The 12,801-nt window shown below is 60.5% G+C and carries 10 protein-coding genes and 1 tRNA gene; 7 read left to right on the top strand and 4 right to left on the bottom strand.

Annotated elements, in window-relative coordinates:
* Window positions 1-178: 178 nt before the first annotated feature.
* Window positions 179-964, bottom strand: a complete 786-nt coding sequence (locus ACOQOT_RS14230; RefSeq protein ID WP_420559849.1) for a helix-turn-helix domain-containing protein — start codon at window positions 962-964, stop codon at window positions 179-181.
* 409 nt (window positions 965-1,373) lie between these two features.
* Between ACOQOT_RS14230 and ACOQOT_RS14235 the strand changes: the two genes are divergently transcribed.
* Entirely contained in the window at window positions 1,374-2,765 is a 1,392-nt protein-coding gene (locus ACOQOT_RS14235) for a methyl-accepting chemotaxis protein (protein ID WP_420559850.1), read from the top strand.
* Window positions 2,766-2,845: 80 nt separating this feature from the next.
* Here ACOQOT_RS14235 and ACOQOT_RS14240 read toward each other — a convergent pair.
* Window positions 2,846-2,922, bottom strand: a tRNA-Arg gene (locus ACOQOT_RS14240).
* Window positions 2,923-3,020: 98 nt separating this feature from the next.
* Window positions 3,021-4,043 carry a GGDEF domain-containing protein gene (locus ACOQOT_RS14245; protein ID WP_420559851.1) on the bottom strand — a complete coding sequence of 341 codons (1,023 nt, stop codon included), beginning with the start codon at window positions 4,041-4,043 and terminating at the stop codon, window positions 3,021-3,023.
* Window positions 4,044-4,265: 222 nt separating this feature from the next.
* Here ACOQOT_RS14245 and ACOQOT_RS14250 point away from each other — a divergent pair, with 222 nt between their 5' ends.
* From ACOQOT_RS14250 to ACOQOT_RS14275, 6 genes are all read left to right on the top strand, one after another.
* Window positions 4,266-5,213: a hypothetical protein gene (locus ACOQOT_RS14250; RefSeq protein WP_420559852.1), complete on the top strand. Its 948-nt coding sequence runs from the start codon at window positions 4,266-4,268 to the stop codon at window positions 5,211-5,213.
* Window positions 5,214-5,394: 181 nt separating this feature from the next.
* Window positions 5,395-6,579 carry a GNAT family N-acetyltransferase gene (locus tag ACOQOT_RS14255; protein ID WP_420559853.1) on the top strand — a complete coding sequence of 395 codons (1,185 nt, stop codon included), beginning with the start codon at window positions 5,395-5,397 and terminating at the stop codon, window positions 6,577-6,579.
* Window positions 6,580-6,681: 102 nt separating this feature from the next.
* Complete coding sequence (locus tag ACOQOT_RS14260) at window positions 6,682-8,769, top strand: TonB-dependent receptor (RefSeq protein WP_420559854.1); 2,088 nt, start codon at window positions 6,682-6,684, stop codon at window positions 8,767-8,769.
* Window positions 8,770-8,905: 136 nt separating this feature from the next.
* A complete protein-coding gene (locus ACOQOT_RS14265) occupies window positions 8,906-10,165 on the top strand; it encodes an O-antigen ligase family protein (RefSeq protein ID WP_420559855.1) in 1,260 nt (419 codons plus the stop codon).
* A complete protein-coding gene (locus tag ACOQOT_RS14270; protein WP_420559856.1) occupies window positions 10,162-11,193 on the top strand; it encodes a glycosyltransferase in 1,032 nt (343 codons plus the stop codon). Before ACOQOT_RS14265 ends, ACOQOT_RS14270 begins: the two co-directional genes overlap by 4 nt.
* A gap of 11 nt (window positions 11,194-11,204) precedes the next feature.
* Complete coding sequence (locus ACOQOT_RS14275) at window positions 11,205-12,152, top strand: glycosyltransferase family 9 protein (RefSeq protein ID WP_420559857.1); 948 nt, start codon at window positions 11,205-11,207, stop codon at window positions 12,150-12,152.
* Window positions 12,153-12,331: 179 nt separating this feature from the next.
* Here ACOQOT_RS14275 and ACOQOT_RS14280 read toward each other — a convergent pair whose 3' ends face one another.
* A complete protein-coding gene (locus ACOQOT_RS14280) occupies window positions 12,332-12,745 on the bottom strand; it encodes a DUF6165 family protein (RefSeq protein WP_420559858.1) in 414 nt (137 codons plus the stop codon).
* Window positions 12,746-12,801 lie beyond the last annotated feature (56 nt).

Below are 12,801 nucleotides of genomic sequence, written 5' to 3' on the forward strand. Positions count from 1 at the left end.
GCTCCGCCCGCGCAGCCCCTGCCCAAAGGAAGGTTCCCAGAGTAAGAAAAACCACAACGGGTGACAGGAAGGAAGGCATGAACCGCCAAAGCTCGAAAGGTCACAGAAATACCGGCTGGCCGGGCATACCGGCATTGGAAGTGGAACTTGCACGGGAAGACAGCCGGAGGGCCGCCCCTCAGGCGCCGGCCCCATCCGGTATCTCCCCGCCCTCATCATCCCGCAAGCCGGCCCGGTGAGCAATGATTGCCGCTTCCGTGCGGTTGCGCACATTCAGCCCGGCCAATATGGCGTTCACATGCAATTTGACCGTGGCAAGGGCGATGCCCAGCCGCTCGGCGATTTCCTGATTGGAGCGCCCTGCCGCCAGATGATGCAGCACCTCATGCTGGCGCGGGGTGAGGCTTGCCAGCGCGCTGCCCCCCGCCTGCGCGGCAAAACCGGGCGGCGCCTCGCCGAAGCCCTCGTCCTCTCCGGCCCGCAGTTCTCCCTCAGGATCGGCACCATAATCAGGCAGATGCGCCCCGCCTTTGGCAAAGGCCCGAAGGCCCCGCTCCAGCTCGCGGATATCCCCATGTTTGGGCAGAAAGACGCTTACCCCGAGCGCCATGAATTCGGGGATCAGAAAGAAATCGTCCCGGTCGAGAAAAAGCGCAAAGGCAAGCGTCGGCTGCGCCCGCAAAAGCGAGCCGAGCAAAAAGGCAGGCTCGGTGCTGGCGCGTGCGGGCACATCGAACAGCGCCCCGCCTACCGGCGCGCCCCGGGCCAGCACCCCGCGCGCCTCGCCCAGCGAGCCGGCTTCCACGATATGAGCCGGCGCCAGCACCCGCTGCGCCAGCCCGCCAAGCGCTTGGCGCAGCAGCGGCTGCTTGGAGATCACCAGCAGCCCGCTTGAGGAGACGATATGCTCCCCGGCATCTTCCGCGCGCGCGCCTTGCGCCTCTCCGGCAATCGGCCCTTGCAACAATCCGCTCCATTTAAAAAACAGCGCTCCTGAAGGAGCGCCGGCCCGGCGCGCCGCCGCCTTCCAGCGGGCGCGGGCGGGCCGTTAAAATAGAAGCTGCACTATGTCTTTAAGATCTAAGAAAATCCCTTCCAATAAGGGTGCAATTCTTTCTTAAATTTAGAGAATTACTTTTAGGAAATGCCGGAAATCTGCCATTTCCAGCAAGAACGACAGCCCGGCCCGCAATAAATGGCCTGCATTAAAGATTAAAGGGAAGATTACAGGCCAAGATCACAAGCAAGCGAACGGGGCTGATCTTACCGTTTTGATAAGATTTTTCTGAGTTACTGGACGGATAAGGCAAAGAGCGCGCCTGGGGAGGGGATCCGGCGCGCGCATAAGCCATTGTAAGGGTGGGGAAGTATTTATGTCCGTAAATCCGGCAACCAAAGATTCGTCTCTTTTCGGCTCCATCGCCGGCCTCGGCCGCGGCAAGGGGCAAGGCACAGCCAAAGCCGGCAAGATCTCGCTCGCCGATGCCGTGCAGATGCTCGCGGCGCAGGAATTCGTGGAATTCCCGGAGGGCGCCGAGGAAGGCAAGGCCGGCCCCGTCTGGCAGGCCATGGCCGCCATCGCTCATGAACTGTCGAACGGACGGCGCCTGCAGCAGATGGTGGACCAGATCCCCGTTTCCGTCGCCACCGTCGATCCCAAAACATTGACCGTCAGCTACGTCAATGAAACGGGCACCGAAACGCTGCGCATGGTCGAAAACGCCTTGCCGGTGAAAGCCGACAAAATTGCCGGGCAAAGCATCGATATCTTTTTCAAGAACCGCCAGGAAGAGGGCAAGCGCGCCGCCGATCCGGCAAACCTGCCTTTCAGCACCGTTGTTGAACTGGGCGAGGAGCGCTTCGATCTGACGCTGAGCCCGCTTACCAACCGCGAGGGCAAATACCGCGCGGCGATGATGAGCTGGCGCGTCGTGACGGACGAATTGCGCATGGCTGAGCAGGTGAAAGCCGTGGTCGGCTCCGTCAGTTCCGCCACCTCGGATGTGGAAAACAGCGTGCGCTCCATGACCGAACTTGCGCACACCGCGGCGGAGAAGACCGCGCTTGTCGTCGATGCTTCGGGCCGCGCCTCTTCCAACGTGCAGACCGTGGCCGGCGCCGCCGAAGAGCTTTCCGCCTCCGTGCGCGAAATCGGCCAGCAGGTCATGAAGAGTTCCGACATCGCCTCGCGCGCCGTTGATCAGGCCCGCTCGACCAATGCGACCGTGCAGAGCCTGACGGAAGCGGCGAACCGCATCGGCGAAGTGGTCAACCTCATCACCGATATCGCAAGCCAGACCAATCTTCTAGCGCTCAACGCCACGATCGAAGCGGCGCGCGCCGGGGAAGCGGGCAAAGGCTTTGCCGTCGTTGCCTCCGAAGTGAAGGCGCTTGCCAATCAGACGTCGAATGCAACGGAAGAGATTTCCAGCCAGATCGCGGCCATTCAGTCCGTTACGGCGGATTCGGTGACGGCCATCGCCTCCATTCAGGAAACGATCGACGAGATCAGCACCATCGCAACGGCGATTGCCAGCTCGGTCGAAGAACAGGATGCCGCCACATCCGAAATCGCCCGCAATGTGACGGAAGCCGCCGAAGGCACGAGCCATGTGACGGAGAATGTCGGCGGTGTGGAAGACACTGTCCGCCAGACGAGCGAAGCGGCAAGCCAGATGTCGGGCTCCGTCGCCAGTCTTGCAGAACAGGCAGGGGGCCTGCGCGAACAGATGGACCAGTTCCTGACAAAAATCATGAAGCACTAAGCAGCGCGGGCTGCCCAATGAGAGACACGAAAAGCGCGGGGCGACCCCCGCGCTTTTTCTTTCACGCCCCGCAGAGAAAATGGTGATCCCGGCAGGATTCGAACCTGCGACCCTCAGATTAGGAATCTGATGCTCTATCCTACTGAGCTACGGGACCCCATTCTCCGGCCCGCGGGCGGGCGAAGACAGCTATAGCAGAGAGAAAATCGGGAAGGTAGCCCTCAAAGCCCCGTGGAACGGGGTGCTCATTGAGGATCAGGCGACCTTGTGCTGCTTTTCGCAGATCACAATCTTGTCGCGCCCGGAGCCTTTGGCTTCATAAAGCGCCTGGTCGGCGCGTTTATACATGGCGGCAAGATTGTCGCTGGGTTTTAGGCCGGTCAGACCCATGCTGACGCGGTAGGTCAGCACTTCATCGGGCAGCACGACCTGCTGCTGGCGGATCCGCGCCATCAGCCGGTTCAACACCAAAAGCGCGCCGTCTAGATCGACGCCCGGCATCACGATGGCGAATTCTTCCCCGCCCAGGCGGTAGAAACGGTCCTCGCCGCGGATGCCGGTCATGCAGAGATCCGCCATGGCTTTCAGCACCAGATCGCCGGCCACATGACCATAGCGGTCGTTGATCGCCTTGAAATGGTCGATATCGATGACCGCCATATGCAGCGGACTGTCCATCAGCACAGCCCGGCCGATCGTCTCCGGCACTTCCTTGTCATAGCCGCGCCGGTTGAGCGCGCCGGTCAGCGCATCGCGCACGCTGAGCGCTTCGAAGGCCTTGGCCTGGGCCTCTTTCTCCTTCAGCGCGATTTCCGTCATCACGGCATGCGCCAGATCCTTAAGCAGCAGCCTGTCGGCGTGCGAGAATTCGCGCGGCGTTGTGTCGATCACGCAAAGCGTACCGAGCACGAAGCCATCTTCGGTGATGAGCGGCGCGCCGGCATAAAAGCGGATATTGGGATTGCCGGTAACAAGCGGGTTGTCGATGAAGCGATCATCGGTATGGGAATCTTCCACGACGAAAACGTCTTCTCCCATAATCGCATGGGCGCAAAAGGCATGCTCGCGCTTGCCCTCCATGTCGCAAATGCCGACACGAGATTTCCACCATTGCCGGTCCCTGTCGATGATCGAGACAAGCGCGATCGGCATCTGAAAAACCGCCGAGGCCAGACGCGTGATCCGGTCGAAATTTTCATCCTGAATATTATCGAAAATATCATAGCGCTCGACGGCGCTCTGACGCTCGATCTCATTCTTCGGCAAAGGACAAGACATGGTTTCGAACCACTCCACTCAACCTATGGTCTAGTGTCGGCTATAGAACTTGAGAAAATGTATAAGCGGTCACTTAGATTTGAGGTCCATGCTTAACGGGCGGTTAAGAATTTACCCCTGTTACAGCGCATCCTCCTGGCACGGAACGTGCTCCTTCCCCGGAAAAGACAAAAGGCTTTTCTCAAAATGGGCCACAGGCCCGGGATAGAAGGATGGTGTGAAATGGCTTGGATCACCGACACGGAACAGAAAAACGGCGCCAAATTCGGCACGGACTTGGTTAACATCCCCCACCGCATGGGCGAGAGCGGCCTCTTCACCGATGAGGCGCTGGCCGAACTGATCGATTCTTATCCGCGCGAATATTACATGCTCACCACCATGACGCCCCAGGGCGAGCGCCAGGTCTGGCGCAATGGCGATAAGGGCGATCTGAGCGGGGCGGAAGTGCTGCAGGCCATCAAGGACGGCCAGCTTTGGCTGTGCCTGCGCCGTTTCGACATCGTGGCGCCCATGTATCACCAGATGGTGCAGGACGCCTTCGCCGAGCTCGAAGCCTCCAATCCGGGCCTCAAAACCTTCAAACATGAATCGAGCCTGCTCATTTCCTCTCCCGGCGCGCGGGTTTTTTACCATATGGACATTCCCATGATCGCGCTCTGGCATCTGCGCGGGCGCAAGCGCGTCTGGGTCTATGATGCCGATAACAAGACCCATCTGCCCGACACGTCCGTCGAAGGCATCGTGCTGCGGGAGACGGAGGAAGAAATCGCCTATGACCCGGAATGGGACAAGGAGGCCGTCGCCATCGATCTCGAACCGGGACAAGTCGTCTCCTGGCCGCTCAACGCGCCGCACCGGGTGGACAATCTCGACGGGCTGAACGTGTCGATCACGACCGAATTCTTCACCCCCGCCGCGCGGCGCAAATACGGCGTTTACTATGCCAACGGTTTTGCCCGCCGGCATCTGGGCTACACGCCGAAATCCGCCGCCTATAATGGCCCCATGGCCTATGCCAAAAGCGCGGCCGCGCTCGCCATCAAGAAGCTGGGCCTCGCCAAGGCCAGCGAACGGGCGATGATGTGTTCCTTCAAGCTGGAAAAATCCCGCTTCGGCCAGATCGTCGATCTTGCCCCGCAAGAGCGTTGGAACATCCAGCAAGCCTGACCGGATGAAAGGCCCGCAGGATAACCTGCGGGCCCTCTCCTTCCTTCCAGCCGCTTGCCCGGTTTTCTTTGCAAAACCGAAAGGAAAAGCTGCCAGCTTGCTTGAGGTCAGGACCGCAATTCAGGGGACACGAAGGATGCGCGCGCTCCCATTCGACACAGGCGTAAAAAGCAATGGCACTGTGGCACGGCCCGCAGTGCCGCAAAGCGCGCGCGCCGCCACCTCTGCCCGTCTGACGCTTTTCACATCGCTTGAAGAGGCTGAGCCTTTCTGGACGGCCTTCGAGAAAGAGGCCGCCCTCCACGTCTTTCAGACCTATGCCTGGGTGAAGACCTTTCAGGAGACGGTGGGCAAGGCCGAAAACCTGCGCCCGCTCATCGTTGCCGTAGAGACAAGCCGCGGCGCACCGCTCATGCTCTTACCCTTCGCGCTTGAAGAGAAAGGCGCGCTCACAAAGCTCATCTGGCTGGGGGGCGATACTGCCGATTATCAGGCTCCGCTTCTTGCACCCGATTGGCGCGCAGCGCTTGCGCCCCAAACCTTCAGCGCGCTTTGGAAAGAGATCCGCGCCGCCTTGCCCGCGCATGATCTTATCGACCTCGGCAAACAGCCGGCGCACATCCAAGGCACGGACAATCCCTTCATGGAGATCGGCCCCGATCTTCATCCCGCCGGCACGCATATGACGAGGCTCGGGCAAGACTGGGAGAACTATTACAAATCCAAACGCTCTTCGAGCACCCGCAAACGCGACCGCAACCGGCGCAACAATCTAAAACGCCTTGGCGAGCTTTCCTACGAGATGCCCCAGAGCGCAGCCGAAATCGACACCTCGCTCGATGCGCTCTTCGAACAGAAGAACGCCTTCTTCGCCGATTGCGGCATTACGAGCTTTCTGAAAAAACCGGGCTATACGGATTTTTACCGGCAGATGGCAAAGGCCCATGCGCAGAGCGGGCTCATCGATGTCAGTCACTTACGCGTCGGCGAAGAGATCGCCGCAACAAACTGGGGCGCCCGGTTCCGCGGTCATTATTATTATGTGCTGGGCGGCTTCACCACGTCGCCGAGCGGCAAATATTCACCGGGCAGTCTCTTTCTTCTCGATCTTCTGGAAAAGGAAACGAAAGCGGGCAACATCCACACATTCGACTTTTCCATCGGCGATGAGGCTTACAAAGACGATTGGTGCGAGCTGCATTTCCCGCTCTACGATTATAAAGCAGCATCGAGCCTGAAAGGCCTTCTGGCGCTTGCGCCCCTGCGCCTTGCCGCCCGCATCAAGCGCTTCTTGAAGCAATCCCCCCGCGCCTGGGCTCTCGCCCAAAACGTCCGCAAGAAGCTCGGGCAGCTGCGCCGGGGCTAAAGCCTCCCTTTTTTGTGCCGTTTGCCCTCTCTCAAAGAAGCCTTTTCATACCGTGCCTTGAATGTTATGTAATAACATAACATTCATAGAGAGGGGACTGTCATGCCACTGCTCATCCGTTTGGCGTGCAAAAACGCACGCCGTTCCACCCTGCTTGCCAGCGCCAGCCTGCTGGCACTTAGCGCGCAGGCCATTGCCGCACCGGCTTTCGCCCAGGACACGGCAGAAGCTTCTGCCGAACCCCCGGCCCGGATTGCCGCCAGCGACATCGTCGTAACCGCAAGCCCCCTTGCCAAAGCGCCGGAGGACCTCGCCACGCCGGTGGAACGGCTCAGCCGGGACGACATTCTCAGCGGCAACAACGCCTCGCTTGGCGAGCTTTTGCAGCATGAGCCCGGCATTTCCGCCTCCTCCTTTGCGCGGGGCGCGAGCCGCCCGGTGATCCGCGGGCTCGATAATTTCCGGGTACGCATTCAGGAAAACGGGCTGGGCCTTAACGGTGCCTCCGCCCTTTCCGAAGACCACGGCGTGCCCATCGACCCGCTCTCAGCCGAGCGCATCGAAGTAATCCGCGGGCCCGCCGTGCTGCGCTATGGCAGCGAAGCGATTGGCGGCGCCGTCAATATTCTCAATAACCGCATCCCCAAAGCCCTGCCGGAAAAAACCGTGACGGGCGAAGCCTCGGGCCGCCTTTCCTCCGTCGATGACGGCCATCAGGAATCGCTGCTGCTGGATGGCGGCGCCGGCAACATTGCCGTCCATGCCGACGCCTTCAACCGCAACACCCAGGATTACGACACCCCGCAGGGCGAGCAGCGTTTTACCGAAACGGAATCGAACGGCCAGGCCGTCGGTGCTTCCTACATTGCCGATTGGGGCTATTTCGGCGCCTCGGTTTCCAAATTCGACAGCGAATACGGCATCCCGGCACCGGAAAATCCGGCAAGCCCCATCACCATCGAGATGGAGCAGATCAAATACGCCGCCGAAAGCGAGATCGACAATCTGACCGGTTGGGGCGAGACACTGCGCCTTTCCGGCAGCTATTCCGATTACACCCATGACGAGGTGTCCGGCGGCGCCATCGGCTCGCGCTTCGACAATGAAGAAACCGAACTGCGCGCCGAATTGCTGCATCCCAAAGTCGGCCCCTTCGAGGGAGCGATCGGGCTGCAATGGTATGACCGCGATCTTTCGGCGGCCGGTGAAGGGGGCGAGCTCATTGCGCCGAGCAATACCCGCCGCACCGCGTTCTTCATCTTCGAGGAAACGCCGCTTACCTCGAACCTTACGCTCGAGCTGGGCGGGCGCATCGAGGAAACGGAAGTGGACGGTACCGCGCTCGACACCGCGACGGACACCGAGTTTGCCGCTTCCCGCGACTTCACGACGCTGAGCGGCTCGGCCGGGCTTGTCGCAAAACTCGATGGCGGGTTTGTCCTGGGCGGCACGGTGCAGGCTGTGGAGCGGGCGCCCGACGCGCTGGAGCTCTTCTCCAAAGGCCCGCATGAGGCAACCGAAACTTTCGAGATCGGCGATCCCAATCTGGGTGAGGAACGGGCCTATTCGGCAGAAATCTCTCTGCGGAAAACGGACGGCCCCTTCCGCTTCGAAACCGCCGCCTATTACACCGATTATGACGACTTCATCTTCAAGCGTCTGACGGGAGAAACCTGCGACGATGATTTTGCAAGCTGCACCCCGCTCGGCGCGGGCAGCGAGCTCGATCAAGTTCTCTTTTCTCAGGAAGATGCGCGCTTCACCGGCCTGGAGCTGAGCGCGGAATGGGACGCCTTCACCCTTGGTCACGGCATTCTGGGCTTTGACGGTCAGGCCGATTACGTGCGTGCGAAGCTCGACACGGGCGGTAACGTACCCCGCATTCCGCCCATGCGCTATGGCGCGGGGGTCTATTACAAGACCGATGCCATCTTCACGCGCCTCGGTTTCCTGCGCGCCGAAGAACAGGACGATCTGGGCGCCGGGGAAACGGAAACGGCGGGCTATACGCTTCTCAATGCCGATGCCCGTTACAATCTCGACCTGCCGGACAGCGCGCTTCAGCTGAACCTTGCCCTCGAAGGGCGCAACCTTCTCGACGATGACGTGCGCAACCACGTCTCCTTCAAGAAGAACGATGTGCTGCAACCCGGCCGCGACGTGCGCCTGGTGGCGACACTGAAATTCTAAGCCTCCCCGGGGGCTTCCCAGCCCTCCCGGGCCCGGAGCCGGGGGCAGCCTGAGCAACGCTTAGGCCGCCTCCGGCTCTAGTTTATCCGGCAGATGGTGATATGGTGGCGCGCCGATAATCATCCCCGGGGACAGAATGACCGCGCCGACCCAAAAGCAAAGCTCCGAGGCAGCCGCCTCCTTTCCCGAATTTCTGAAAATCGACCCGGCCGGCGCAGGCTTTGCGCTTCTGGCATTTCTCTGCCCGTGGCTCGCCTTTCTTTCCCCGCGCGGCACCGGCGCTCTCATTCCGGTCATGGCCATTCTCATTCTAGGCGCGCATTTCTGGAAAAGCCGTGAGCTTGCCTCCCTGCGCTCCGCAAGCTGGCTCTTCGTCATTGCCGCCCTTGTCCTCACCGGCGCAAGCAGCCTCTGGGCGCCCAATCCCGATTTTGCGCTTGAGCGGCTTTCCAAGCTGGCGCTTTTCATTCCCCTCGGCGGCGCCCTAGTGCTGATCGCCTCCCCGGATAAAACGCGCCGCCCCTGGATCGCCAAGGCGCTGACCGCCGGCACACTCGTTGCCCTTCTTCTGCTTGCTTTTCATGTGGCAACACGCGGCGGGCTTTATGCCCTCCTTAACCCAGACGAGATTGCCGCAATCAAACTCAACGCTTCCAACAAACCGGCCACCGTCATGTTGCTTTTGACAGGCGCAGTTTTTCTTGCCTGGCGCGGCCTTGATCAGACACGCACCGCCTGGCTCTATATCGGCGTACTGTTCGTCATCTTCGCGCTGTCGCCCAGCCAGTCGACGGCGGCGGGCGTTCTCGTCTGGCTTGTGGCTTACGGCATTGCCGTAGCACTCCCCCGTTTTGCGCTAAACCTCACCAGCTTTGGGGGCGCGCTTGTTATTCTGGCCATGCCGTTTCTTTTCGTTGGGTTGTCCATACTCGATGCCAATAGAAGCCTCGATTGGGATGCCGCGTCCGTCGGCGCGCGGCTCGATATCTGGTATGCGGTGAGCCACAAAATCCTCGGCTCGCCCATCTACGGCTGCGGCGTGGAAGCGGCGCGTTTCATTACCGACTGGTCGACGGACATGGCTTACCTGACCCGCGCGAAATTCCACCACCCCCATAACGGAATTTTGCAGATATGGCTGGAATTCGGGCTGATCGGCGCGGGCCTTGCCGCAGCCGCCTGGGCGCTGCTGACGAGAAAGATCACCCGCTTTGAGGCCCGCCATCGCCCCGCCATGATCGCAAGCTTCGCCGCCTTCTTCTTCGTTCTTTGCATCACCTATGGGCTCTGGCAGAGCTGGTGGGTCTGCATCATGGCCGGCGCCGTGGCGCTGACGCGGCTCGTGGCGGATGACGAGACCGGCTCACAGCCTGCACAAAAGGGAGAGGCGGAATGAGTGTCCGCTCCTTACAGCTCATGGCCGGCTCGCCGGCCGGCGGGGCCGAGACTTTTTATGTCACGCTGGGCGTCGCGCTTAAAAAGGCAGGCTTCGATGTGCATTTCGGTCTGCGCGCGCATGAAGACCGCGAAGCGGCGCTGAAGGCTGCCGGCGCGCCGCTTCAGACCTTCCCCTTCGGCAGATGGGATATCGGCACCGCCCTTGGCCTGCGCCGCTATATCCGGGAGATCGAACCCGATGTCGTCATGACCTGGATGAACCGTGCTGCCGAGCGCTGCCCGAACGGCGATTTCGTCAAGCTCGCCCGCTTCGGCGGTTATTACGACATGAAATATTACAAGCACCACGATCATGTCATCGGCATCGTGCCGGGCATCGTCAAATATCTGAAAGATTGCGGCTGGCCGGAAGACAGGGTGCATTACGTACCGAACTTCTCCCGCGTGGAAGACATGGCCCCGGCGGACCGCGCCGCACTCGACACACCTGAAGATGCCCCGCTTCTCGTCGCCCTCGGCCGCCTGCATCAGGCCAAAGGGCTCGATGTACTTTTGCATGCCATGACGGACGTTCCCGGCGCTTACCTTTGGATTGCCGGCGACGGGCCGCTCGAGGGCGAGCTTAAAGCGCAATGCACCAGCCTAGGTCTCGATGGACGGGTGCGTTTTCTCGGCTGGCGCAACGACCGCACGGCGCTCCTCAATGCCGCGGATATGTGCGTCTTTCCTTCCCGCTATGAGCCGAACGGCACCGTGACCGTGGAAGCCTGGGCTCACCGCAAACCGCTCGTCGCCGCGGCAAGCTCAGGCCCTGCCGAAATGATCAACCACGGCAAGGACGGGATGCTCGTGCCCATCGATGATGCCAAAGGCTTGGCGCAGGCGATCAATCAGGTGCTCACCGACAAGACACTTGCCGCTGAAATGGTCGGCAACGGCTATGAACGCTTCGAGGCGCAATTCACTGAAAAGGCCGTGGTGGAAACCTACCGGCACCTTTACGAGCATCTCGTACGCACACGCTAAGCGGTAAGACCATGCAGCGCCCCGACGCAAAAAATATCCTGATCATCAAGCATGGCGCCTTTGGCGACATCATTCAGGTGGAAGGCGCGGTGCATGACGTGCGGCTGAATTATCCGGATGCCCGTATCACGGTCATGACCTCGCCGCCCTTTCACAAGATTTTCGCGCGCTGCCCCTGGATCGACGATATTTTTCTCGATGCCCGCCCGCCCCGCTGGCGCCTCGATAAAATGTGGACGCTGCACCGCCGGCTGCGCGCGCAGCCTTTCGATTTTATCGTCGATTTTCAGAACAATGAGCGCACCGCCTTCTACTTCAACCATCTCTTCCCGCCTGTTGCCTGGTCGGGGAAGGTGAAAGGCGCAAGCCACCGCCGCCACACACAGGACCCGAAGCAAATTCAGGGGCTCCCCCGTTTTGCCACGCAATTGCGCGATGCGGGTCTTGAGGTGCGCCATGCCGCCGCGCCCGATGTCTCCTGGATGGCCGAAGATGTAAGCGCCATACTGGCTGAGGCAGGGGTGCGGCCCGGCTACATCGTCCTCATTCCCGGCTGCTCGGCCAAGCACCCGCAAAAACGCTGGCCCTATTATGCCGAACTTGCCGGAAAACTGCAGTCAGCAGGCTATCAGACCGTCACCGTGCCGGGACCGGACGAGCTGGAGCTTTGCCGGGCGCTCCCCTCGATCATGCTGACGGGTGAGAATTATCTCGACTGGTTCAAACTTGCAGGTGTCCTGAAGGGCGCCGCCTTCGTCATCGGCAATGATACCGGCCCCTCACACCTTGCGGCCCATATCGGCGCGCGCGGCTTCGGGCTTTTCGGTTCGCATCTCGATGCCGAACGCACCGGCATCATCACCGAGCGTTTCGGCGCGCTGCAGGTGGAAAAGCTTGAGGATCTTTCGGCGGAGGAAGTTTTCGCGCAGGTGATGCAGAAACTGGAGCAGGCGGGATGATTTCCAGCACAGCGTAACCACAAGAACAGCTGTCACCCCGGGCCTGACCCGGGGTCCATCGACCTCTCGGAATGGGGAACCGCCCATATGGACCCCGGCATAAAGCCGGGGTGACAATTGTGCCTGAAGGATAATCGGAATATGGGAGCGCCTTCAGCGCCGCGCGTAAAGCAGCGCCCTTACTCGAATTCCGTATAGGACTTTTCTTCGACGATGGAAGCACCCGTCAGAAGGTTGATGTCCTTCTTCACCGCGGCGCGTTTGTCGTTCGTCTTGTAAACCGCGCGGGCAAGCTCGACGAACGTGTCGCCGAAATCCTTGCGCGCTTCGCACTCGCGAATGTCGTCCTCGATCACCCAAAGCGCTTCGTTGATTTTTTTCAGCTCGGCCTCGAGCTTGCGCAGCTCTTCCGTATCATCGAGATTTTCGGAGCGGGCTTTGGAAAGGACGTCAAGCTCGTGGCGCACATTCTTCAGCTTGGCCTCATCGCTCATCCGTTCGGACTTGATGCGCAGGATCGTGATTTTATCGATCAGCTCGCCTGCCCCGACCTCGATGAAAATGGGTTTGGCCTCTGAACTGCCTTGCGCCATGGTAACTCCCCTTCCCGAACAGCAACTGTTAGTATGCCCGCCGGTTATAACGGACA

The organism is Tepidicaulis sp. (assembly GCF_965222285.1).
In the GTDB taxonomy this organism is placed as follows: domain Bacteria; phylum Pseudomonadota; class Alphaproteobacteria; order Parvibaculales; family Parvibaculaceae; genus Tepidicaulis.

Excerpts from the sequence above, each read along its gene's own strand:
- ACOQOT_RS14235 (WP_420559850.1), top strand. The coding sequence starts at position 1,374 with ATGTCCGTAAATCCGGCAACCAAAGATTCGTCTCTTTTCGGCTCCATC.
- ACOQOT_RS14245 (WP_420559851.1), bottom strand. The coding sequence starts at position 4,043 with ATGTCTTGTCCTTTGCCGAAGAATGAGATCGAGCGTCAGAGCGCCGTC.
- ACOQOT_RS14250 (WP_420559852.1), top strand. The coding sequence starts at position 4,266 with ATGGCTTGGATCACCGACACGGAACAGAAAAACGGCGCCAAATTCGGC.
- ACOQOT_RS14260 (WP_420559854.1), top strand. The coding sequence starts at position 6,682 with ATGCCACTGCTCATCCGTTTGGCGTGCAAAAACGCACGCCGTTCCACC.
- ACOQOT_RS14265 (WP_420559855.1), top strand. The coding sequence starts at position 8,906 with ATGACCGCGCCGACCCAAAAGCAAAGCTCCGAGGCAGCCGCCTCCTTT.
- ACOQOT_RS14270 (WP_420559856.1), top strand. The coding sequence starts at position 10,162 with ATGAGTGTCCGCTCCTTACAGCTCATGGCCGGCTCGCCGGCCGGCGGG.
- ACOQOT_RS14275 (WP_420559857.1), top strand. The coding sequence starts at position 11,205 with ATGCAGCGCCCCGACGCAAAAAATATCCTGATCATCAAGCATGGCGCC.
- ACOQOT_RS14280 (WP_420559858.1), bottom strand. The coding sequence starts at position 12,745 with ATGGCGCAAGGCAGTTCAGAGGCCAAACCCATTTTCATCGAGGTCGGG.